The 20,889-nt window shown below is 66.2% G+C and carries 20 protein-coding genes; 11 read left to right on the top strand and 9 right to left on the bottom strand.

The window, feature by feature from the left end; translation table 11 throughout:
- The first annotated feature begins 8 nt into the window (after nt 1-8).
- From fucP to E1742_RS14230, 3 genes are all read left to right on the top strand, one after another.
- Nucleotides 9-1,295: an L-fucose:H+ symporter permease gene (gene fucP, locus E1742_RS14240; protein ID WP_134385572.1), complete on the top strand. Its 1,287-nt coding sequence runs from the start codon at nt 9-11 to the stop codon at nt 1,293-1,295.
- Between the two features lie 86 nt (nt 1,296-1,381).
- Entirely contained in the window at nt 1,382-2,293 is a 912-nt protein-coding gene (locus tag E1742_RS14235; RefSeq protein ID WP_229465974.1) for a sugar kinase, read from the top strand.
- Nucleotides 2,290-4,314, top strand: coding sequence for a phosphocholine-specific phospholipase C (locus E1742_RS14230; protein WP_134385571.1), 2,025 nt, complete (start codon nt 2,290-2,292; stop codon nt 4,312-4,314). The genes E1742_RS14235 and E1742_RS14230 overlap by 4 nt, the downstream gene beginning before the upstream one ends.
- Before the next feature lie 33 nt (nt 4,315-4,347).
- Here E1742_RS14230 and E1742_RS14225 read toward each other — a convergent pair whose 3' ends face one another.
- Genes E1742_RS14225 through E1742_RS14205 form a run of 5 tightly spaced genes read right to left on the bottom strand, consistent with a single transcriptional unit; the run spans nt 4,348 to nt 9,061 of the window.
- Complete coding sequence (locus tag E1742_RS14225; protein WP_134385570.1) at nt 4,348-4,761, bottom strand: secondary thiamine-phosphate synthase enzyme YjbQ; 414 nt, start codon at nt 4,759-4,761, stop codon at nt 4,348-4,350.
- A gap of 10 nt (nt 4,762-4,771) precedes the next feature.
- Nucleotides 4,772-5,908: an FAD-dependent monooxygenase gene (locus E1742_RS14220; RefSeq protein ID WP_134385569.1), complete on the bottom strand. Its 1,137-nt coding sequence runs from the start codon at nt 5,906-5,908 to the stop codon at nt 4,772-4,774.
- Nucleotides 5,905-7,263, bottom strand: a complete 1,359-nt coding sequence (gene pepP / locus E1742_RS14215; protein WP_134385568.1) for a Xaa-Pro aminopeptidase — start codon at nt 7,261-7,263, stop codon at nt 5,905-5,907. Before pepP ends, E1742_RS14220 begins: the two co-directional genes overlap by 4 nt.
- The gene (murU, locus tag E1742_RS14210) at nt 7,260-7,967 is read right to left on the bottom strand and encodes an N-acetylmuramate alpha-1-phosphate uridylyltransferase MurU (RefSeq protein ID WP_134385567.1); all 708 of its coding nucleotides are present in this window, start codon (nt 7,965-7,967) and stop codon (nt 7,260-7,262) included. Before murU ends, pepP begins: the two co-directional genes overlap by 4 nt.
- Before the next feature lie 8 nt (nt 7,968-7,975).
- Nucleotides 7,976-9,061 (bottom strand): aminoglycoside phosphotransferase family protein, encoded by a 1,086-nt coding sequence (locus E1742_RS14205; RefSeq protein WP_134385566.1) that lies wholly within the window; start codon nt 9,059-9,061, stop codon nt 7,976-7,978.
- Between E1742_RS14205 and E1742_RS26195 the strand changes: the two genes are divergently transcribed.
- The 5 genes from E1742_RS26195 to rsmA all read left to right on the top strand — a co-directional run bounded on the left by E1742_RS26195 (nt 9,060) and on the right by rsmA (nt 14,760).
- Nucleotides 9,060-9,215 (top strand): hypothetical protein, encoded by a 156-nt coding sequence (locus E1742_RS26195; RefSeq protein ID WP_166793493.1) that lies wholly within the window; start codon nt 9,060-9,062, stop codon nt 9,213-9,215. The genes E1742_RS14205 and E1742_RS26195 overlap by 2 nt on opposite strands.
- Before the next feature lie 101 nt (nt 9,216-9,316).
- Nucleotides 9,317-11,410 carry an LPS-assembly protein LptD gene (locus tag E1742_RS14200; protein WP_229465972.1) on the top strand — a complete coding sequence of 698 codons (2,094 nt, stop codon included), beginning with the start codon at nt 9,317-9,319 and terminating at the stop codon, nt 11,408-11,410.
- Nucleotides 11,411-11,475: 65 nt separating this feature from the next.
- Entirely contained in the window at nt 11,476-12,882 is a 1,407-nt protein-coding gene (locus E1742_RS14195; protein ID WP_134385564.1) for a peptidylprolyl isomerase, read from the top strand.
- Between the two features lie 5 nt (nt 12,883-12,887).
- Nucleotides 12,888-13,928: a 4-hydroxythreonine-4-phosphate dehydrogenase PdxA gene (pdxA, locus tag E1742_RS14190; RefSeq protein WP_134385563.1), complete on the top strand. Its 1,041-nt coding sequence runs from the start codon at nt 12,888-12,890 to the stop codon at nt 13,926-13,928.
- A 46-nt stretch (nt 13,929-13,974) separates the two neighbouring features.
- Nucleotides 13,975-14,760: a 16S rRNA (adenine(1518)-N(6)/adenine(1519)-N(6))-dimethyltransferase RsmA gene (gene rsmA / locus E1742_RS14185; protein WP_134385562.1), complete on the top strand. Its 786-nt coding sequence runs from the start codon at nt 13,975-13,977 to the stop codon at nt 14,758-14,760.
- Between the two features lie 203 nt (nt 14,761-14,963).
- Here the strand turns inward: rsmA and E1742_RS14180 are convergent, their stop codons facing one another.
- The 3 genes from E1742_RS14180 to E1742_RS14170 all read right to left on the bottom strand — a co-directional run bounded on the left by E1742_RS14180 (nt 14,964) and on the right by E1742_RS14170 (nt 17,750).
- Nucleotides 14,964-15,551 (bottom strand): hypothetical protein, encoded by a 588-nt coding sequence (locus E1742_RS14180; RefSeq protein WP_134385561.1) that lies wholly within the window; start codon nt 15,549-15,551, stop codon nt 14,964-14,966.
- 56 nt (nt 15,552-15,607) lie between these two features.
- Entirely contained in the window at nt 15,608-16,204 is a 597-nt protein-coding gene (locus E1742_RS14175) for a hypothetical protein (protein WP_134385560.1), read from the bottom strand.
- Between the two features lie 148 nt (nt 16,205-16,352).
- Entirely contained in the window at nt 16,353-17,750 is a 1,398-nt protein-coding gene (locus E1742_RS14170; protein ID WP_134385559.1) for a metallophosphoesterase family protein, read from the bottom strand.
- Nucleotides 17,751-17,850: 100 nt separating this feature from the next.
- Here E1742_RS14170 and E1742_RS14165 point away from each other — a divergent pair, with 100 nt between their 5' ends.
- Together E1742_RS14165 and hrcA are read left to right on the top strand one after the other, a co-directional pair.
- Nucleotides 17,851-18,561, top strand: coding sequence for an HAD family hydrolase (locus E1742_RS14165; RefSeq protein ID WP_134385558.1), 711 nt, complete (start codon nt 17,851-17,853; stop codon nt 18,559-18,561).
- 56 nt (nt 18,562-18,617) lie between these two features.
- The gene (gene hrcA / locus E1742_RS14160) at nt 18,618-19,634 is read left to right on the top strand and encodes a heat-inducible transcriptional repressor HrcA (RefSeq protein ID WP_134385557.1); all 1,017 of its coding nucleotides are present in this window, start codon (nt 18,618-18,620) and stop codon (nt 19,632-19,634) included.
- 75 nt (nt 19,635-19,709) lie between these two features.
- Here the strand turns inward: hrcA and fur are convergent, their stop codons facing one another.
- A complete protein-coding gene (gene fur / locus E1742_RS14155) occupies nt 19,710-20,138 on the bottom strand; it encodes a ferric iron uptake transcriptional regulator (protein ID WP_134385556.1) in 429 nt (142 codons plus the stop codon).
- Nucleotides 20,139-20,259: 121 nt separating this feature from the next.
- On the opposite strand from fur, the gene E1742_RS14150 reads away from it, so the two are divergent.
- Nucleotides 20,260-20,883, top strand: a complete 624-nt coding sequence (locus E1742_RS14150) for an outer membrane protein assembly factor BamE (RefSeq protein WP_189569070.1) — start codon at nt 20,260-20,262, stop codon at nt 20,881-20,883.
- Nucleotides 20,884-20,889: the final 6 nt, after the last annotated feature.

Genomic DNA, 20,889 nt, shown 5'->3' with positions numbered 1-20,889 from the left:
ACGAAGTTATGGAAAATACCTCACGGTCCGCCACCGTGGCGCCAGACGCGGCGCACAACGGTCGCGGCAACACGGCGCCGCTGGTCATCGTCACGATCCTGTTCTTCATGTGGGGTCTGCTGACGTCACTGAACGACGTCCTGATTCCCCACCTGAAGGGGATTTATACGCTCAGCTATGTGCAGGCGATGCTGGTGCAGTTCTGCTTTTTCGGCGCCTACCTGATCGTTTCGCTGCCGGCCGGGATGCTGATCCGGCGCATCGGCTACCAACGCGGTGCCGTCACGGGTCTCGTCGTGGCCGCCGTGGGCTGCGCGCTGTTCTATCCCGCCGCCGAATCCGGTTACGGGCTGTTCCTGTTCGCGTTCTTCATCCTCGCCAGCGGCATCACGGTGCTGCAGGTCGCGGCCAATCCCTACGTGACGGTGCTGGGCGATCCGCGCACGGCGTCGAGCCGCCTGACGCTGACGCAGGCGTTCAATTCGCTGGGCACGACGGTGGCGCCGGCGCTGGGCGGCATGCTGATCCTGTCGGGCAGCGTGCTGGGCGCCGACCAGCTGGCGAAACTGCCGGTGGCCGAGCAGTTGGCGTACCACGCCAAGGAGGCGGCGGCCGTGCAGGGTCCTTACCTCGTGCTGGCCGGCGCCCTGCTGTTGCTGGCCGTGCTGTTCGCCCTGGCACGCCTGCCCAAGCTCGTGGACGCCGAGGATGGCGCCCCGACCGGAAAATTCAGCGATCTGTTCGCCCACAAACACCTGGTGCTGGGCACGATCGGCATCTTCCTCTACGTGGGCGGCGAAGTCAGCATCGGCAGCTTCCTCATCAACTACATGGGCGAACCGCAAATCGCCGGCATGGCACCGGCCCAGGCGGCGCATTACGTCAGCCTGTACTGGGGCGGCGCGATGGTCGGCCGCTTTATCGGCTTCGCCGTCATGCGCACGGTCAGCCCGGGCAAGGCGCTGGCGTTCAATGCGGCCTGCAGCATTGCGCTGATCATGGTGGCGATCTTCGCGCAAGGCCAGGTGGCAATGTGGGCGATCCTGGCCGTCGGCCTGTGCAATTCGATCATGTTCCCGACCATCTTCAGCATGGCGCTGCACGGCCTGGGACGCCAGACCGGCCAGGCTTCCGGCCTGCTGTGCATGGCGATCGTCGGCGGCGCGCTGGTGCCGTTCGCGCAGGGCGCGCTGGCCGATAGCAGTGGCGTGCAGGTGTCGTTCTTCGTGCCGGCGGTCTGCTACGCGTTCATTCTGTACTTCGGCGTGCGTTACGCCAATCTGCACCGGCAATAAACGGCGGGGACTGCACCAGTCCCCGGCCTTCTTGTAACAAAAACATGCTAATGTCCTTCCCGTTCAGTTCACCGGGAGGGACGGCAGTGAGTGTATCGGCAGGTTTGCAATCGGAGAGGGCTGAAGCGGCGCGCTTCGACCTCGTCGGCATCGGCGAGTGCATGGTCGAATTCCATTCGACCGCGCCGCTGGCCGAAGCCACGCAATTTCGCAAGGGTTATGGCGGCGACGTGCTGAACGCGCTGGTCGCGGCGGCGCGGCAGGGCTGCCGCACGGCGTTCGTCACGCGCGTGGGCGACGATCCGTTCGGCGCCGGCCTGCTGTCCGCCTGGCGCGACGAAGGCATCGACACCAGCCAGGCGCCGCTCGTCCCCGGCGAAAACGGCGTGTATTTCATCTCCGTCGACGCCCAGGGCGAACGCTCCTTCACGTACCGCCGCGCCGGCAGCGCCGCATCTTGCATGACCGCCGAGGTGGATGCCGGCCTCATCGCATCCAGCCGCTGCCTGCTGCTGTCCGGGATCACGCAAGCCATCTCGCCCGGCGCCCGCGCCGCCACGCTCTCGGCTGCGCGCATCGCGCGCGAACACGGCGTCACCGTGGCCTACGATCCGAATTTCCGTCCCAACCTGTGGTCCTCCATCGACGCGGCCCGTGAAGCCTGCGCCGAGCTCCTGCCGTACGTCGACATCCTGCTACCCAGCCTGCCGGCCGATGCCGATATCCTGCCCGGACCGGTGCACACCCTGGCTGCGCACGTCGTCGTCAAGCTGGGAGAAGAGGGTTGTCACGTCTGGCAGGGCGGCGAGCGCAGCATCGTGCCGGCCGTACCGGCCACGGTAATCGATACGACGGGAGCCGGCGACTGCTGGAACGGCACGTATCTGGCCGTGCTGCTGCGCGGCGAACCTGCGGCGCAGGCGGCGAGTCTGGCCAACACGGCGGCCGCGGCGAAGCTGGCCCACCGCGGCGCCATTCCACCGGGGAGCGCGGCATGACGCAAGCATCCCGACGCCGCTTCCTGGGCGGCACGATGGCCGCGACTGTGCTGGGCGCGATGCCGCCGCTGTTGCGCGAAGCGCTGGCCGTGCCGGCGCGCCGCGGCACTGGCACGATCGCGGACGTGCGCCACGTCGTCATCCTGATGCAGGAGAACCGCTCGTTCGACCACTACTACGGCACGCTGGCAGGCGTGCGCGGCTTCGGCGACCGGCTCACCATTCCATTGCCGAACGGCCGCGCGATCTGGGAGCAGCACAACGGCAGCCGCATCGTCATGCCGTACCGGCTGGACCAGTCGGTGGGCAACGCGCAGCCCCAAATGAGCCTGCCGCACACGTGGCCGGATGCGCAGGCGGCGTGGGACGAAGGCCGCATGGCGTCGTGGCCGAAGTCGAAAACGGATGCATCGATGGCGTACTACACCCGCGCCGAGCTGCCCATCCAGTTCGCGCTGGCCGAGGCGTTTACGCTGTGCGACGCCTACCACTGCTCGCTGCAGGGCGGGACCAATCCCAACCGGCTATTCATGCTGACAGGGACGAACAACCCGTCCGGCCGCGGTGGCGGCCCACTGATCGACAACCGGATGGAAGGCCTGGGTCCGCCTGAGCAGGGCTTCGACTGGATGACCTATGCCGAGCGCCTGGAAGCGGCCGGTGTCAGCTGGAAGGTCTACCAGGACATGGAGGACAATTTCGGCTGCAACCTGCTGGAAGTGTTCCGGCGCTACCGTGAGGCGTTCGCCACGCGTCCGAACTCGCTCGCGGACAAGGCGCTCACCTCGACGCTGTGGAACGCGACGCTGGACGGCCTGCGCAACGACGTCGTGGCAGGCAAGCTGCCGCAGGTCAGCTGGGTGATTCCGCCGCAGCTGTACAGCGAACACCCCGGCCCCTCCACGCCCGTGCAGGGCGGCGCCTACACGCTGCAGGTGCTGGAGGCATTGCTGGCCGATCCGGACGTCTGGGCCGGCACCGTGCTGCTGCAGATGTACGACGAGAACGACGCCTTCTTCGACCATATGCCGCCGCCCGCGGCGCCGGCCCTGCTGCCCGACGGCAGCCGCGCCGGCCGCTCGACGGTGGACTTCACCGCGGAGTGCCATACCGACGGCCGCCTGTACGGGCTGGGGCCGCGCGTGCCGATGACCGTCATGTCCCCGTGGAGCAAGGGCGGCTGGGTCAATTCGCAGGTGTTCGACCATACGTCGATCCTGCGGTTCCTCGAGCGCCGCTTCGGCGTGGCTGAGCCGAATATCGCGCCATGGCGGCGCACCGTCTGCGGCGATCTGACCAGCTGCTTCGACTTCGCCGCGCCGGATGCACGCAAGCCCGCGGTGCCGGTGCACGACATCGCCTGGGCAGACGAAGTACGACTGCGCCAGCGCGCCACGCCGCCCATCGAGGTGCCGGCGGAAGGGCGCCAGTCGGTGCCGCGCCAGGAAGCAGGCACGCGGCCGTCACGCGCGCTGCCGTACCGGCTGGAGGTACAGGCGCAGGTGGATGCGACGGGCATCGCCCTGACCTTCATCAACAGCGGCGGCGCCGGTGCCGTGTTCCACGTCTACGACCGTCGCCAGATCGAGCGGCCACCGCGCCGCTACACCGTCGAAGCGTCGAAGACGGTGCACGAGCGCTGGACCGTGGCGCCGGCCGACGGCCTGTTCGACCTGTGGGTGCTGGGGCCGAACGGTTTTCACCGCCACGTGCGCGGCCGCGCGGACGCGGAATCGCTTGGCGTGAGCGCGGCGCAGGAAGGCCAGCGGCTGATGCTGGCTTTGCACAACCCGTCCACGCAAGCGAAGGAAGTCATCGTGACGGCGCTCGCGTATGCGGACAATCGCCCCGCCACGCACCGGCTCGACCCGGATGCGACGCTGCGCCTGCCCGTCACGGGGCCGTGGTACGACGTGGGTATCAAGGAAGGCGAATCGGCCTGGCGCTTTGCCGGCCGCATCGAGACGGGCGCCGACAGCGTCAGCGACCCCGCGTTCGGCCAGCCGCAGCCGGTCTGGTGATGCCGTAACGCGCAGGCCCCGGCACCACCGGCCTCAGCCCAGCACGGTCACGACCACCGACCGCCGCTGCGGCGCGGTGCGATGCTCCCACAGGAAGATGCCCTGCCAGGTGCCCAGCAGCAGCCGGCCATCGCCGACCGGCACCGTCAAGCCGGTATCGGTGAGCACGGATCGCGCGTGCGCGGCCATGTCGTCCGGGCCTTCGGTATCGTGGCGGTAGGCGGGATCGCCATCGGGCGCCAGGCGTGCCGCGATGGTCTCCAGGTCGCGCCGCACATCGGGGTCGGCGTTTTCCGTGATCGTCAGCGAGCAGCTCGTGTGCTGCACGAACACGTGCGCCAGCCCGCAGGGAATGCCGGACTGCGCGACGGCCTCGTTGACGGCAGCCGTGATGTCGCGCGTGCCGCGGCCCGACGTGCCGATGGTGAGAACGGTCTGGTATGGCATGGCGAATGCGTCAGCGCCGGCCGTACATCATCAGCTCCGCGAGCACGCTGCGCGCCGGGGTAAAGATGTCGATGGCGGCCAGCGAGACGCCCAGCAGCGCCTGCACGGGCGAGTCGTTGGCGAACACGCGCGCCATCGTGTCCGTCAGGCGCACCGTCAGGTCGCGGTCCTGCCGGCGCAGGTCGGCGTAATGCGACAGCATTTCCGGCGTGGCCCCTTGCGCCAGCAGGCGTGCCAGCACCGTCGCATCGCGCAGGCCCAGGTTCAGGCCCTGGCCGGCGACGGGATGCAGCGTCTGCGCCGCGTTGCCGATGGCGGCGGTGCGAGCGCTGCCCGCCATGCCCGCGTTCAGTCCCAGCGGGAAGGCCAGACGGCGCGTCGCACCCGTGAAGCGGCCCAGCCGGTCGCCGAACGTGTCGCCCAGCTTGCGCAGGAACGCGTCGTCGCCCATGGCCAGCAGCGTTTGCGCCGTGTCCGGGCGCACGCACCAGACCAGAGAATATCCGTCGTCCTGCGGCAGCAGCGCCAGTGGGCCTTCTCCCGTAAAGCGTTCGTAGGCGCGGTGTGCGATGGGCGCGGCGGTCGTGACCTGGGCGATGATCGCCGTCTGACCGTAGTCGCGCTTTGTGCTCTTGTCGGCCTGCTCGCCGAACAGGCCGCCCTCGGCCTGCACGACAATCGCGGCGGTGACCACGGTCACCCCGGTGCCGTCGGCCAGCGTCAGGCGTACGTCATCGGTCGTCTCAGCGATGGCCGTCACGCGGGCCGGGCGGAGGGTCGCCACGCCCAGCCGCGCGCACACGGCGCCCAGCACCGTGACGATATCGCCGTAGCGCGTCACGTAACCCAGCGCCGGCACGCGGTGCTCGTCGCGCGTGATCATGCTGCGGCCGAACTGGCCTTTGCGCGAGACGTGGATTTCATGGATGTCGGTGGCGGGCACCGGCCAGGCGCCGATCCCTTCCAGGATCTGGCGGCTGCCCCACGACAGCGCCAGCGAGCGCGGATCGGCGCTCGCGGCGTCCAGCGACTTGGCGTCGATCAGGACAATGCGTGCCGGCGTGACGCCGCGGCGCACGAGCAAGGCGGCCAGCGCCATGCCGGCGGGACCGGCGCCGCAGATGGCGATATCGTAATCGGGCGTCATGGCCGCTCCGCCATCAGCGCTTCGATGTCATGGACCGTTTTGGGCGCCGATCCCGTCAGCAGGGTGTGGCCGCCGATGGCGACGACGACGTCATCCTCGATGCGGATGCCGATGTTCCAGAACTGCTCCGGCACACCTTCGGCGGGACGGACGTAGATGCCCGGCTCGATCGTCAGCACCATCCCTTCCCGCAAGGGGCGGGATGGTTTTTCCTTGCCGGCCAAATCGTCCGCGCCGCCCAGGCGATAGGCGCCCACGTCGTGCACGTCCATGCCCAGCCAGTGGCTGGTGCCGTGCATGTAGAACGGCATGTACGCCTTATTGGCGATCACGTCGTCAAGCGGGCCATGCTTGTCTCGGCTCAGGAGACCGTTATCGAGCATGCCTTGCGCCAGCACGCGCACGGCCGCGTCGTGGACGGCGTGAAACGTCTGGCCGGGACGGACCGCATCGAGCGCGGCCTGCTGCGCCGCCAGCACCAGTTCATACAGCGCGCGCTGCGGAGCGCTGAAGCGGCCGTTGACGGGCCACGTGCGCGTGATGTCGGCGGCGTAGCCATCGAGCTCGCAGCCGGCGTCGATCAGTACCAGTTCGCCGTCGCGCACCTGCCGGTCGTTGCTGTTGTAGTGCAGGATGCAGCTGTTCGGGCCCGAGGCGACGATGGGCGTGTAGGCGGGAAACTGGGCGCCATTGCGGCGGAATTCGTACAGCAGCTCCGCCTCCAGCGCGTATTCGAACACGTCGGGGCGCGCGGCGCGCATGGCACGCACGTGGGCAGCGCCGGAGATCTCGCCGGCGCGCAGCATGATCGCCTGCTCCGCCGCGTCCTTGACGACGCGCATCTCGTCCACCAGCGGCGTCACGTCGCGCAATGCAGGCGGCGGCCGGATGCCGCTGCGGCCCTGGCGGCGCACGCTGTCGAGCCAGCGGCGCAGCTGCGCGTCAAGGCGCTCGTCGCGCGCCAGCTTGCAGTACACCGCCGGCACGTCGGCCAGCAGTACCGCCATCTGATCGTCCAGCGCATCGATGGGCCAGGCGGCGTCGAAGCGGAACAGCGTGCGCGCCGCTTCCGGGCCGTGGCGCAGGCCGTCCCAGATTTCGCGCGCAGGATTCTTCTCGCGGCAGAACAGGATGGCGCGGCCCGGTTGCGCGTCGCGCGGTGCCACCAGGACCAGCACCGCTTCCGGCTCCGTAAAGCCGGTCAGGTAGTAGAACGTGCTGTCGTGGCGGTAGGGGTAATCGCTGTCCGCGTTACGCGCCACTTCAGGGCTGGTGGCCAGCACGGCCACGCTGCCCGGCTCCATCTGCGCTACCAGGTGCGCACGGCGCTGCACGAAGTCGGGCCGGCCAGTCATGAAAGTCGGCCTCCGTTGAGCTGTTCCAGTTGCTGCGGCGTGCCGATGTTGTCCCAGTCGCCTTCGTACACTTCGCCGCCGATCAGGCCGCGCTCGGCGTACTCGCGCAGCAGTTGGCCCAGGCCCGCGTGCTGGCCTGGCGCGATACCGTCGAACATCGACATGCGGTAGACGCCCAGGTTGGCGAACGTCCACTTCGGTTCGCCCGTATTCGACACCGTGTACAGGTTCAGCGCGAAATCGCCCTTCGGGTGGAATGACGGATTCTTCACGAGCCAGATCCAGGCGGCGTCGCGCTTCTCGATCTCGTAGGCGTTGCCCCACATGTCCTTGTCGTGCAGGACGTCCTTCGCCTGGGCGAAGTCGAAGTGCGGGCAGTAGATGTCGCCCGAGACGGCGAAGAACGGCTCTTCGCCCAGCAGGTGGCGCGCATTGGCGATGCCGCCGGCCGTTTCCAGCGCTTCCTTCTCGGCAGAGTAGCGGATGCTGGCGCCGAAGCGGCTGCCGTCGCCCAGATACTCCTCGATCATGTGGCCCAGGTGGGCGTGGTTGATGACGATGTCCTTCATGCCGGCCCGCACGAGGTTCAGCACGTGCCATTCGATCAGCGGACGGCCGCGTACTTTCAGCAGCGGCTTGGGGCAGGTGTCCGTCAGGGGACGCATACGTTCGCCGCGGCCGGCGGCGAAGATCATGGCTTTCATGGCGTCTCTCAGAAGGTGTAGCGGACGTCGGGCTGGCGCTGTTCCAGCACGTCGAGCAGCTTGACGAGCGGCTTCAGGTCGCGGTAACGGTCGGCCGTGCGGCGCACGTATTCCATCACCGTCGGCAGGTCGCCCAGGTACATGGCCTTGCCGTCGCGGTAGTTCAGGCGGCAGAAGATGCCCAGGATCTTCAGGTGGCGCTGCAGCGCCATGTATTCGAAGTCCTTGTAGAACGCGTCGAAGTCCTTGTTGACGGGCAGGCCGGCCGCGCGTGCATGCTGCCAGTAGCGGATCACCCAGTCCAGCACCAGTTCCTCGTCCCAGGACACATACGCATCGCGCAGCAGCGAGGCGGCGTCGTAGGTGATCGGGCCGTATACGGCGTCCTGGAAATCGAGGATGCCGGGATTGTTCTCATCCATCCACATCAGGTTGCGCGAGTGGTAGTCGCGGTGCATGTACACCTGCGGCTGCGCCAGGCAGTTCGCCACGATCGTCTCGAACACCTTGTTCAGGTCAGCTTCCTGCCTGGGGGTCAGCGTCGTGTTCAGGTGCTTGCCGACGTACCACTCGGTGAAGATGCCCAGCTCGCGCAGCATGAAGGCACGGTCGAACTCGGGCAGCACGCCCGGCTGGCTGTGCTGCTGGATCTTCACGAGCGCGGACAGCGCTTCGGCGTACAGGGTGGCGGCGTTGTCGTGATTGAGCGCCTGCAGATAGGTCGTCGTGCCCAGGTCGGACAGCAGCAGGAAGCCTTGCGCCAGGTCCTGCGCCACGATGACGGGCACGGACACGCCGGCCTCCGTCAGCAACCCGTCCACCGTGACGAAGGCCGCCGTGTTTTCGCGCTCCGGCGGCGCATCCATCACCACCAGCGTGGCGCCATGCGCGCCTTGCGCAGCGGGCAGCACGTCGACACGGAAGTAGCGCCGGAAGCTGGCATCCACGGACGCCGGCCGGCACGAATCGGCTTGCACGAGGTTCAGGTCCTGCAGCCAGGCTTTCAGCTGGACGAGGCGCGAGTCGGTCGCGCCGGCAGCTGCGGGCTCCCCGGCGGCGGCGAATGTTGGTGGTACTTTAGACAATAAAGACATGAAAAACAGCCTGACGAATCCGGGCATTGGTGAAGATTCCCATATAATAAGGGATTCAAATCAAAAAATCGCCTGTCATGGTGCATCGCGTATCGTTCCTTTCATGAGCTGGTTTCTGGCCCCCCATCCAAGCAACGTTGGGCGTTTGCCCTGACTGCCCTGGTTGCCGCTTCGGCGGCGCCCGCCCATGCCCAGACCGCACCGGCCGGGGGCAATGGCACGCCGCGCGCGGAAGATCCCGACGCGCCCGTCACCATGCGCGCGGAGGAGATCACCGGGCGGCCCGAACGTGAACTGGTGCTCGAGCGCGACGTGGAGATCGTGCGCGACAAGATGCGTGTCACCGCCGATTCGGCCTGCTACCGGCAGGTCGAGTCCGAGATCGAGGCAAAGAACAATATCCGCGTCTGGCGCTTCGGCGACTACTACACGGCCGACGAATTCAAGATCAATACGGAAACGGGCGTCGGCTACATGCTGCAGCCGACCTACAAGCTGGAGCTGAACAACGCCCAGGGCACGGCGCAGCGCATCAACTTCCTGAGCCAGGACGAGGCGGTCGTGGTCAACGGCACCTACAGCACCTGCGAAGGGCCGAACCCGGACTGGTACCTGCGTTCGAACACGCTGAACCTGGACATGGGCCGCGAAACCGGCACCGCGCGCGGCACCGTCGTCTACTTCAAGGACGTGCCGCTGATCGGCACGCCGGCGCTGTCGTTCTCGCTGTCCGGCGAGCGGCGCTCCGGCTGGCTGCCCGCGGTACCGGGCTTCAGCTCGCGCGGGTCGGCCGAACTGCTGCTGCCGTACTACTTCAATATCGCGCCGAACCGCGACCTGACGCTGTACCCCCGCTATATCTCGCGCCGCGGCCTGCAACTGGGCGCCGTGGGCCGCTACATGGGCGAGACGGATGCGGGCACGTACGAAGGCCGTACGCTGATCGAGTATCTGCCGCACGACAAGGAAGCGGGCTTCGACCGCTGGCAGGTCAATTCGAATCACACGCAGGCACTGGCCAAGGACTGGTCGTTTGGCTGGAACGTGCGCGCCGCATCGGACGACAACTACCCGAACGACTTCTCCAAAACGGTCGCGGGCAGCGCGGAGCGCCAGCTGCTGCGCGAACTGCGTACCGATTACGCGGGCGAGTACTGGAGCCTGACGGCCCGCGTGCAGAAGTACCAGGTGCTGCAGGATCCGGACACGACGACGCCGACGCCGCACCCGTACAACCGCCTGCCGGCCATTAACTTCCACGCGGCCCGCTACGACATCGCCGGCTTCGACTGGCAGGTGGACAGCGAAGTGACACGCTTCGATCACCCCACGCTGATCAACGGCAACCGCATGGTGGTCGTGCCGCAGGTGAGCTACCCGATCATCAGCCCGAGCTGGTTCGTCACGCCCAAGCTGATGCTCAATGCCAGCGCCTACCAGCTGGACGACTGGAAGAACACCGGCACGGGCCAGCTGGACAAGGGCCGCTCCGAGACGCGCGCGATCCCGACGTTCTCGCTCGATTCGGGCCTGGAATTCGAGCGCTCGACGAAGCTGTTCGGCCGCGCGCTGACGCAGACGCTGGAGCCGCGCCTGTTCTACGTCTACACGCCGTACCGCGACCAGACGAATATCCCCAACTTCGATACGGCCGATGCCACGTTCAACTTCTCGCAGATCTTCAGCGAGAACCGCTTCGTCGGCTCGGACCGCATCAGCGACGCCAACCAGGTCACGGCTGCCGTCGTGTCGCGCTTCCTGGAAGAGTCGGGCGCCGAGCGCCTGCGCCTGGCGCTGGGCCAGCGCTTCTACTTCCGCGAACCGCGCGTCACGCTGGACGGTTCCGGGAGCGCGGCGGCGGGCAGCCGCTCCGATCTGCTGCTGGCCGCGGCCGGCCGGATCTCGGAAACGTGGGGCATCGACAGCGCCGTGCAGTACAACCCGGACGACAAGCGGGTGATCAGCTCGAACCTGAATCTGCAGTACCAGCCGGGCCCGAAAAAGGTCGTCAACGCGGGCTATCGCTTCCTGCGCGGTAACTTCAAGAACGTCGACTTCTCCGGCCAGTGGCCGCTGACGCAGAAGTGGTTCGGCGTGGGCCGCCTGAGCTACTCGATGCAGGATCACCGCATCCTGGAAAGCTTGATCGGCGTCGAGTACAACTGCGACTGCTGGGTGTTCCGTGCAGGCGCGCAGCGCTTCGTGACGACGGCGAACAAGGCGTCCACGCAGTTCTTCTTCCAGCTGGAACTGACCGGGCTGTCCAAGCTTGGCATCGGCAATCCGCTGGAAGTGATGAAGAACAGCATCCCCGGCTACCAGCGCATCAACGAGGTCCCCCGCCGCTGATTGCGGCAGTCGGCCTCATACCTGTTATTCTTCTCGTTTTCACCGACTCCATGAGCGTTTCCGATATGCGTAAGTCCAGTAAGCACCCGATCACACTCGCGGCACTCCTGCTGTGCGCCATGGCTGCCGGTGGCGTGGCCTCGGCCCAGACGAAGGCCACCGCGCCCGCAGCCGCACCTGCTGCCGCCGCGCCGAAGGGCTTCACGCCGCCGGGCCAGTCCAGGAATACCGAGATCGATTCGATCGCCGTCGTCGTCAATGACGAAGTGATCACCCGGCGCGAGCTGGCCCAGGAAATCGACACGATCATGCAGCGCATGAAGGCGCAGAACGCGCAGATGCCTTCGCCGGCCGATCTGCAACGCCAGATCGTGGAGCACATGATCGTGCAGCGTGCGCAGTTGCAAATGGCCCGCGAGATGGGCGTGCGCGTGGACGACACGATGCTGGACCGCGCCATGGTGCGCGTGGCCGCGGAACAGAAAATGACGGTGCAGCAGCTGCGCGACCAGCTGGAAAAGCAGGGCGGCTCGTACGCCGCCTTCCGCGAAGACATCCGCAACGAAATCATCATGACGCGCCTGCGCGAGCATGAAGTCGACCAGAAGATCCAGGTCTCGGAGGCGGAAGTGGACAGCTTCCTGGCGGCCCAGGAAGCGGCGGCGGCCGAGCAGTTCGAAGTGAACATCTCGCAGATCCTCGTGCGGATTCCCGAAAACGCATCGCCCGACGTGATCGCCCAGCGCCAGAAGCGCGCCGAGGAAGTGATGCGCCAGCTGCGCACGGGCGCCGACTTCGCCAAGATGGCGGCCACGTATTCGGACGCGTCGGACGCGCTGCAGGGCGGCGTCGTCGGCTGGCGCCAGACCGACCGCATTCCGCCCGTGTTCGCGGAAGCGCTGGTCAAGCTCCAGCCGGGGCAGGTCACGCCGATCATCAAGAGCGTGGGCGGCTTCCACATCCTGAAGCTGGCGGAAAAACGCAGCGTGGCGCAGGCGCAGGCCGAAGCGGCCGTGCAGCAGACGCACGCCCGCCATATCCTGCTGAAAGTGACGCCGACCCTGAGCGCGGCCGATGCAAAGCGCCGCCTGGCCGAACTGAAGGAACGCCTGGACAACAAGGCTTCCACGTTCGAAGAGCTGGCGCGCCTGTACTCGAACGACGAGTCTGGCAAGAAGGGGGGCGACCTGGGCTGGCTGGTGCCGGGCGACGCGCTGCCCGAGTTCGAGCAGGCCATGAACAACCTGAAACCGGGCGAGGTCAGCGGCCCCGTCGAGACGAGCTTCGGCTACCACCTGATCCAGGTCGTCGAGCGCAAGTCGGAAGACGAGTCGAAGGACAAGAAGCGCAACGAGGCGCGCATGGCGCTGCGTGAACGCAAGATGGTCGAGGCGGCGGAAGACTTCCAGCGCGAAGTGCGCGACCGCGCCTATGTCGAGTTCCGCGCGGACGACCTGAAGGAAGCGAAGTAATCCCCATGGCGACGGCGCGGCCGACGATCTGCATCACCACAGGTGAGCCGGCCGGCATCGGCCCGGAAATCTCGATCCGCGCCGCCTGGGCCCTGCGCGAGCAGGTCAACTGCGTGCTGCTGGGCGACGCGGCGTTCCTGGCGATGACGGCGCACGCCATCGATCCGGCTATCCGCATCAGCGCTCTGTCGCTGCAGGCCGTGCGCCATAGCGGCGTGCCGCATTTCGGCGCCGAGCGCCTGTGCGCCATCGACGTCCCGCTGGCCGCGCACGTGGTGCCCGGCACCTTGGACAAGGAAAACGGCCGCGCCGTGCTGGCCACGCTGGATGCCGCCATCGAAGGCGTCAAGGCAGGCTGGTTCGCCGCCGTCGTCACGGCGCCGCTGCAAAAGAGCACCATCAACGACGCCGGCGTGCCGTTCTCCGGCCATACGGAATATTTCGCCGAGCGTACAGGCACCCCGCAAGTGGTCATGATGCTGGCCGGCGCGCCCGTCGGCGTACCCGGTGTGCCGCAGTTGCGCGTTGCCCTGGCGACGACGCACCTGCCATTAAAGGACGTGGCCGGTGCGCTGACGGGCGCAAGCCTGGCCCGCACGCTGGACATCGTTCACGCCGACCTGCGCACGAAATTCGGCATCGCCGCGCCGCGCATCCTCGTCACGGGCCTGAACCCGCACGCGGGCGAGAACGGCTACCTGGGCCGGGAAGAAATCGACACGATCATCCCGGCCCTGGAGGCGGCGCGCACGCGCGGCATCGATGCGCGCGGGCCATACCCGGCCGATACGCTGTTCCAGCCGAAGTACCTGCAGGACGCCGATTGCGTGCTGGCGATGTACCACGACCAGGGCCTGCCCGTGCTGAAATTCGCCACGTTCGGCCGCGGCGTCAACATCACCCTGGGCCTGCCGCTGATCCGCACCTCCGTCGATCACGGCACGGCGCTCGATCTCGCGGCGCAGGGCCTCGGGCAGGCCGATTGCGGCAGCATGGAGCAGGCGATCGACGCCGCGCTGTCCATGGTGCGCGCCAGCCGCGCCTGAACACGCTCTCCGGGCGGTTCCGCCCACACACTGAAATAGAAGACAGATGAAACACATAGCCCGCAAGCGCTTCGGCCAGAACTTTTTGCAGGACGACCGCGTCCTGGGCGACATCATCGAGGCCATCGCGCCCGCGCCGGACGACACGATGGTCGAAATCGGCCCCGGCCTGGCGGCGATGACGGCGCTGCTGCTCAAGTCCCTGAACCACATGCACGTGGTCGAGCTGGACCGCGACCTGGTGACGCGGCTGGAAAAGCGCTTCCCGCGCGAGAAGCTGACGATCCACTCGGGCGACGCGCTGAAGTTCGACTTCGCTTCCATCCCCGTACCGGAAGGGCGCAAGCTGCGCATCGTCGGCAACCTGCCTTACAACATCTCCAGCCCGCTGCTGTTCCACTTCACCGAGTTTACGCACCTGGTCGAAGACCAGCATTTCATGCTGCAAAAGGAAGTGGTGGAGCGCATGGTGGCCGAGCCGGGCACGAAGGCCTATGGGCGCCTGTCCGTCATGCTGCAATGGCGCTACCGCATGGCGCTGATGTTCATCGTGCCGCCCGAGGCGTTCGACCCGCCGCCCAAGGTCGATTCGGCCATCGTGCGCATGATCCCCATCGCCGAGCCATTGGCGTGCGACAAGGCCACGCTGGAAGCGGTGGTGCAGAAGGCGTTCTCGCAGCGCCGCAAGGTAATCCGCAACTGCCTGGCCGGCATGTTCACGGAACAGCAGATCGCCGACGCCGGCATCGATCCGGGCACGCGGCCGGAGACAGTCCCGGTGGAAGCGTACGTCCGGCTGGCGAACAGCCTGGAGGCGCCCGCCGCCGCGTGATGTATTCCGACTTGGCACCGTAGTACGGTGCCAAGTCCCGACACCAGCCGCTTCGCCAGAAAAACAGGCAAAAAAAAGCCGGCTCAGAGAGCCGGCTAAATCCAATTCTTAGAAAGAAGTGGAGGAGACGGGATGGATTATGATGCGTCGCCACATATTGATCCACTTTATTTTACGAATGCCCATCATTCCACTTGTGAATATCAGGCCGGAACGCAGGTGATCGCAATGTTTTTGACATCGTCATCCTCCATGACGCCGGTGCCGTTGGCGATCGTGCAGGACTTGCCGGCCGGCTGCTTCAGGACCACCAGGCCGTACGACGATTGCGACGGGATCGCGTCCGTGTAGGTGAAGCTCGTCGCGTCTTTCTCGATCGTGTATTCCGATCCGTTGCCGTTGATGATGACCAAGCCGGCCACGTTCAGGCCCGTGACCGTGCCGATCAGCTTGTGGGTATTGACCGAACAGACCAGAGCGACGTCGATCGTCTCCGTGTAGCCGGCCGAACCTTTCAGCCCGCCCGAGATGGCAGGGCCGCAGGTCTGGTGCGCCGGGTTCTTGATGACGATTTCGTACTCGTCGCCGTAATCGATCGATTTCGGGAACGTGAACCTGACGGCGCTGCCGTCAGCCGCAGGCTGGACCGCGACCTTGTCCGAACCGTTGGTGAGCTCCATGCCGCTGAACTTCAGGCCGGTGACGGAGCCGCCGACGGCATACGATTCCTTGCCGCCGCAACCCGCCAGCGCCAGGGCCAGCGCGATCGGGGCCAGATACATTGCTTTCATTGCATTCTCCAAAAAGAAGCGCGCCGCGTGGGCGCGCCGGTAGCGGTGTGGCGCGTTCAGGCCTTGGTGCAAGTGACGGCGATATTGGTCACAGGGCCGGACGGCATCGTGCCGGCGTTGTTGGCGACGGTGCAAACCTGGCCGGCCGGCTGGTACAGCACGGTCACGCCGTAGTTGGCGCCATCGGCCACATTGTTGGCAAACTTGAACTCGACGCTGCCGGCGGCAGGCTTGACCTGCTGGTCGCCGTTGTTCAGGATCAGGCCTTCGCCCGTCAGGCCGACAATCGTGCCGCCCAGCGTGTAACTGTTCGTGGTGCAGTTGATGACGACCTGGCGGGCCGTGTAGTAATTGGCCTTCAGGCCGACAGTTTTGGGATCGATCCTGCACTCGGCGGCCGTCGGCTGCGTCTTGATCTTGACGTCGATCGTGCTGTCTTCCTCGATCAGGTTGGGGAACGTGGCGTACATCGTGCCCGCGCCGGTCGGGCTGACCGGCAACTCCTGCGAACCGCTGGTCAGCACGAGGCCCTGCTTGGTCAGCGAGTTGATCGTTACCTGCAGCACCAGGCTGCCATCGTCGCCGCCGCCGCAGCCGGCCAGCAATGCGGCGCACAGTGCGCTGACGCTCGCGCGCACATACATACTCTTCATAAAAAATCTCTCCAAAAATCGATTAGCCATAAATGCTGTGCCGCGGCGCGGAGCATGAGTCGGCGCTTATTTTAGTGCATTTAATAACGACAGGCTCGACAAATCCTTGTAACGGCATGGGTCGGCAAGCGGCGCCGGACCTCGGGGCTCAGTCTATTCTGGCCGTGTCGCACACCGACTGGCGCTCGATCAACCGGCAGCCGTTCTTCACCGCGCCCGTGCGGTCGTGCACCTCGATACGCCAGACGCCGCCGCTTTCGCGCTCCATCGTCATGAAGCCGAACCCGCCGACCCAGGAGCTGAAGGCATTAATGACGGCGCCCGGCGCCGGGTGGACGTCCGACGTGTCGGTCGGCAACGGCACGGTGTCTTCGGCCGTGCCGGAAAAGCCGGTGACAAATTGCGTGGGATGGGGGCTGGAAAAACTGACTTGCTCCCACAGGTGGGCGTGCCCGGCCAGCAGCGCCTGCACGTTCGGCGGCAGCAGCAAGGCGTTGACGGAGCCGAAGCTGTCCTGCAGGCCCTTGTCGCCCAGCTGCAGGTAGCGCTGGCCGTTCTTGTCCAGGTCCGCGCCGAAGCCGAGGATGGGGTGGTGGTTTGTCAGCAGATTGTAGGGCGTGCGGGCCGCCAGCGTGGCGACCTTCGCATAGGCGTCGCGGTAGCGGTCATATCCCGTGTCGCCCGGTTTCAGGCCTTTCCATGTGGTCGCCGCCGTGTCCACGACCAGCAGCTGGGTGTCCCGCGACAGCGGCACGGCATACGGATCGCTGTAGTCGCCCACGGTGTCGTTGGCGGCGGCATTGCAGTCGCGCCCCGGCAGCAGGGGACGGGGATCGAGGAAGCGCCACCATCCCTGGCCACCGCGCACGCACGATTCATGATTGCCGCGCACGGCCACCCAGGGCGCTGCCGCCAGCAACGGCGCGGCCGGGCGGAAGAAATCTTCGCGCCACGTGTCCCAGCCATAGCCCCATGGGCTGCCCGCGCAGCCGGCGTTTCCTTCCGGGCAGGCGTTCTCGCGATAATGGTAGTCGCCCACGTGCACGACGAGGTCCGGCCGCCACGCCGCAGCCGATGCGGCCACGGTGCCGAATGGTGCGGCTTGCGGATCGTTGCAGGCCTGATAAGCATTGTCGGCCTTTTTCATGCGGCAGCCGGTGTCGCCGATGACGACGATGCGGCTCGGCTGGGCTACCGGCACCGGCAACGTTCGACCGGCCAGCTGCGCGCTGCGGATTCCTGCCGGCAACGGCAGCTCGCACGTCAGCACGGGGAACGCCGACGGTTTCGAATCCGCCGGACTGGACGCGGTCGGCCGCTGCGGGATCGTCGCGGCCGGTGCGCGCACCGTCATCGGCAGCGCGCGGCCGTCCACGTTGAGCGTCGGGCACGCCGCCGCCGCCGTCAACACCCGCGCCGTCGCGCTGCCCTGTTCGCCCAGCACGACGTAGGCGGACAGGATGGCGTCGCCAGACGGCGCCGTCGCGCAACCTGCCAGCAGCGCGGCAGGCAAACCCAGCAGGGCGAAACGTCGGATGGCGGGCATGGCGGGCTCCTCAGGATTAAAAGTTGGTCAATTCTACCTGCGCGTGCGCCCCGGCCGGGCGGTGCGTCGCGCACTGTTCCAACCATGCGACAATGGCATCATGAACGTTACCGAACGACCCCGCGCCATCCTGTTCGACCTCGACGATACGCTGTGGCCCATCGCCCCCGTGATCGCCGAGGCGGAAACCACGCTGCACGCCTGGCTGGCCACGCACGCACCGAAGGTTGCACAGGCCTTTTCAATCGAGGAGCTGCGCGCGCGCCGGATGGCGCTGCTGGCAGCCGAACCGCATTATCATCTGGACCTTGGCAAGCTGCGCCGGGCGGCGCTGGAGGCCGCGTTCGCGCATGCGGGCGAAGACCTGGCGCATATCGACGGCGCCATGCAGCATTTCTTTGCTGCCCGCAACGCGGTCAAGCCGTATGACGACGTGCTGCCCGGTCTGCTGCACCTGGCCGACCGACTCACCCTGGGCGCCGTCACGAACGGCAATGCGGACCTTGAAGTCATCGGTATCGCCCACCATTTCAAGGTGGCGCTGGCCGCCAGTCATTTCGGCAAGGCCAAGCCGGACCCGGCGATCTTCCTGGCCGCCTGCGATGCGCTGGGCGTGGCGCCGCGCCATGCCGTCTACGTGGGCGACGACCTGCGCCTCGATGTCGAGGGCGCGCAGAAAGCGGGATTGCGGGCCGTGTGGATGAACCGGACGGGTAGTAACGCCCACGTCGAGCTGGGCATTGCGCCCGATGCGATTTGCAGCAGTTTTGAAGAGTTGATTGCGTGGCTGGAACAACAGTTATCCGATTGAATTCCCTGTGCCGTCGCCAGCCGTGCATAATACCGTGTACGCCTGAAGATTGAATTATGCAACTCGATAACCGTGCCCAAACCCTGCTCAAAGCCCTGGTAGAGCGCTATATTGCGGACGGACAACCCGTCGGATCGCGCGCACTGTCGAAGATCTCCGGCCTTGACTTGTCCCCGGCCACCATCCGCAACATCATGGCCGACCTGGAAGAGCTCGGCTATGTCGCCAGCCCCCATACGTCCGCCGGCCGCGTGCCGACGCCGCGCGGCTACCGTATTTTTGTCGACACCCTGCTGACGGTGCAGCCGATCGACGAAAGCGCCGTCGAATCGACGCTGCGCCCGCAGGCCCAGCCGCCACATAAGCTGATCGCCAATGCAGCGCAGATGCTGTCGTCGCTGTCGCAGTTCGCCGGCGTCGTATTGAGTCCCCGCCACGAATCCGTGTTCCAGCAGATCGAGTTTTTACGCCTGGGCGAGAAGCGCATCCTGCTCGTCATTGTCGCCCCCGGTGGCGACGTGCAGAACCGCCTGCTGCTGACGGACGTCGATTACACGCCATCGCAATTGCAGCAATCTGCCAATTTCATCAACCAGCACTACGGCGGCCTGGCGTTCGACGAAGTGCGCACACGCATGCAGGGCGAACTGCGCCAGCTGCGCGACGACATGGGGCGCCTGATGCAGGCAGCCGTGGAAGCGGGCAGCGAGGCCATGGCCGACAGCTCGGACGACATGGTGATTTCCGGCGAACGAAATTTACTGTCGGTCAGCGACCTGTCGTCGAACATGTCGTCGCTGCGGCAGATGTTCGACATGTTCGAGCAGAAGACGGGCCTGATGCAGCTGCTGGACGTGTCGTCGAAAGCGTCGGGCGTGCAGATCTTCATCGGCGGCGAATCGACCCTGGTGCCGATGGACGAAATGAGCGTCGTGACGGCACCGTACACGTCGAATGGGCGCATCGTCGGCACGCTGGGCGTCATCGGCCCCACGCGCATGGCGTATGAGCGCGTGATCCCGATTGTCGACATCACCTCGCGGCTGCTGTCGAACGCCCTGAGCCACAACTGAAAACCCGGGATAGACCCCTGTTGTGAGGAAATAAAAAACGGCCCATGTGGGCCGTTTTGCTTTGCTGCCGCCGGCTCAATGCCGGTGCGGGCAATCCGTTTTGGTGCAGGTGCCGTAGATCGCCAGCGCATGCTCGGCGATCTTGAAGCCGCGTTCCTGCGCGATGCGGTGCTGGCGCTGTTCGATTTCATCGTCGACGAATTCCTCCACGCGGCCGCAGTCCATGCAGACCAGGTGATCGTGGTGGGAACCCTGGTTCAGTTCGAAGATCGCCTTGCCGCTTTCGAAGTGATTGCGGTTCAGCAGGCCGGCCTGCTCGAACTGCGTCAGCACGCGGTAGACGGTGGCCAGGCCAACGTCCATATTGTCGGCCAGCAGAATCTTGTAGACATCTTCGGCCGTCAGGTGGCGCACTGCGCTGTTCTGGAAAATGTCCAGAATTTTCAGGCGTGGCAGGGTGGCCTTCAGGCCGCTGGCCTTCAGGTCGGTGGGGCTGTTACTCATGTTTGGTAGTCGGTTTTGGCTGGAGTGCTTTATGATATAGCGTTTTGGCACTTCTGCTCAATCTGAATTGAGGTCATCTATGCGCTTCACCCCGGCAGTAACGCGATCCACGTCGCCCTCCATGTTGCACAGTTTGAAACGTCGCGTCCCGTTCTTCGTGGCCGCGGCAGGCGTGGCGTTGGCGCTGGGCGGCTGCGCCAGCCGCACCGTGCTGGGACCGCTGGAAGGGGGCCGCGCCGCGCGCGAACCGGAAGTGCAGGTCGATGCGAAACAGGGCGCACAGACCGTCCAGGTCACGAAAATGCAGAAGTTCATGTGGTTCTTCTCGCCTTACCGTCCGGATATCCAGCAGGGTAACTTCGTGTCGAAAGAAATGCTGGCCCAGCTGAAGACGGGCATGACGCGTGACCAGGTCCGCTTCGTTCTCGGTACGCCGTTGCTGAACGATATCTTCCATGCCGACCGCTGGGACTACCCGTTCCGCCTGGCCCGCGGCAGCGGCGAGCTGACCACCAGCACCGTTGTCGTCTACTTCGACAAGGAAGGCAAGGTCGAGCGCTTCGAAGGCGGCGACCTGCCGACCGAGCAGGAGTACATTGCCCGCATCGCCGGGCCGATCCGCAAATTCCAGAAAGACCAGAAGCGCGACAGCGAAAACCAGCCGGCGGCTGCGCGCGCGCCGTTGCCGGGCGGCCAGGAATCGGGCAACCGCAATCCGGTCGAAGTCAACGTCAAGCAGAACTGAGGACAA

Source organism: Pseudoduganella plicata (genome assembly GCF_004421005.1).
In the GTDB taxonomy this organism is placed as follows: domain Bacteria; phylum Pseudomonadota; class Gammaproteobacteria; order Burkholderiales; family Burkholderiaceae_D; genus Rugamonas; species Rugamonas plicata.
The sequence above is the reverse complement of the archived record's forward strand: the minus strand, read 5'-3'. Positions and strand labels throughout refer to the sequence as shown.

Coding starts and splice junctions, on each gene's coding strand:
- E1742_RS14180 (WP_134385561.1), bottom strand. CDS start 15,551: ATGAAAGCAATGTATCTGGCCCCGATCGCGCTGGCCCTGGCGCTGGCG.
- E1742_RS14230 (WP_134385571.1), top strand. CDS start 2,290: ATGACGCAAGCATCCCGACGCCGCTTCCTGGGCGGCACGATGGCCGCG.
- E1742_RS14150 (WP_189569070.1), top strand. CDS start 20,260: ATGTTGCACAGTTTGAAACGTCGCGTCCCGTTCTTCGTGGCCGCGGCA.
- E1742_RS14170 (WP_134385559.1), bottom strand. CDS start 17,750: ATGCCCGCCATCCGACGTTTCGCCCTGCTGGGTTTGCCTGCCGCGCTG.
- pdxA (WP_134385563.1), top strand. CDS start 12,888: ATGGCGACGGCGCGGCCGACGATCTGCATCACCACAGGTGAGCCGGCC.
- E1742_RS14195 (WP_134385564.1), top strand. CDS start 11,476: ATGCGTAAGTCCAGTAAGCACCCGATCACACTCGCGGCACTCCTGCTG.
- fucP (WP_134385572.1), top strand. CDS start 9: ATGGAAAATACCTCACGGTCCGCCACCGTGGCGCCAGACGCGGCGCAC.
- pepP (WP_134385568.1), bottom strand. CDS start 7,263: ATGACTGGCCGGCCCGACTTCGTGCAGCGCCGTGCGCACCTGGTAGCG.
- E1742_RS14225 (WP_134385570.1), bottom strand. CDS start 4,761: ATGCCATACCAGACCGTTCTCACCATCGGCACGTCGGGCCGCGGCACG.
- murU (WP_134385567.1), bottom strand. CDS start 7,967: ATGAAAGCCATGATCTTCGCCGCCGGCCGCGGCGAACGTATGCGTCCC.
- E1742_RS14205 (WP_134385566.1), bottom strand. CDS start 9,061: ATGTCTTTATTGTCTAAAGTACCACCAACATTCGCCGCCGCCGGGGAG.
- E1742_RS14200 (WP_229465972.1), top strand. CDS start 9,317: ATGCGCGCGGAGGAGATCACCGGGCGGCCCGAACGTGAACTGGTGCTC.
- E1742_RS14165 (WP_134385558.1), top strand. CDS start 17,851: ATGAACGTTACCGAACGACCCCGCGCCATCCTGTTCGACCTCGACGAT.
- rsmA (WP_134385562.1), top strand. CDS start 13,975: ATGAAACACATAGCCCGCAAGCGCTTCGGCCAGAACTTTTTGCAGGAC.
- E1742_RS14220 (WP_134385569.1), bottom strand. CDS start 5,908: ATGACGCCCGATTACGATATCGCCATCTGCGGCGCCGGTCCCGCCGGC.
- E1742_RS26195 (WP_166793493.1), top strand. CDS start 9,060: ATGAAAAACAGCCTGACGAATCCGGGCATTGGTGAAGATTCCCATATA.
- hrcA (WP_134385557.1), top strand. CDS start 18,618: ATGCAACTCGATAACCGTGCCCAAACCCTGCTCAAAGCCCTGGTAGAG.
- E1742_RS14175 (WP_134385560.1), bottom strand. CDS start 16,204: ATGAAGAGTATGTATGTGCGCGCGAGCGTCAGCGCACTGTGCGCCGCA.
- fur (WP_134385556.1), bottom strand. CDS start 20,138: ATGAGTAACAGCCCCACCGACCTGAAGGCCAGCGGCCTGAAGGCCACC.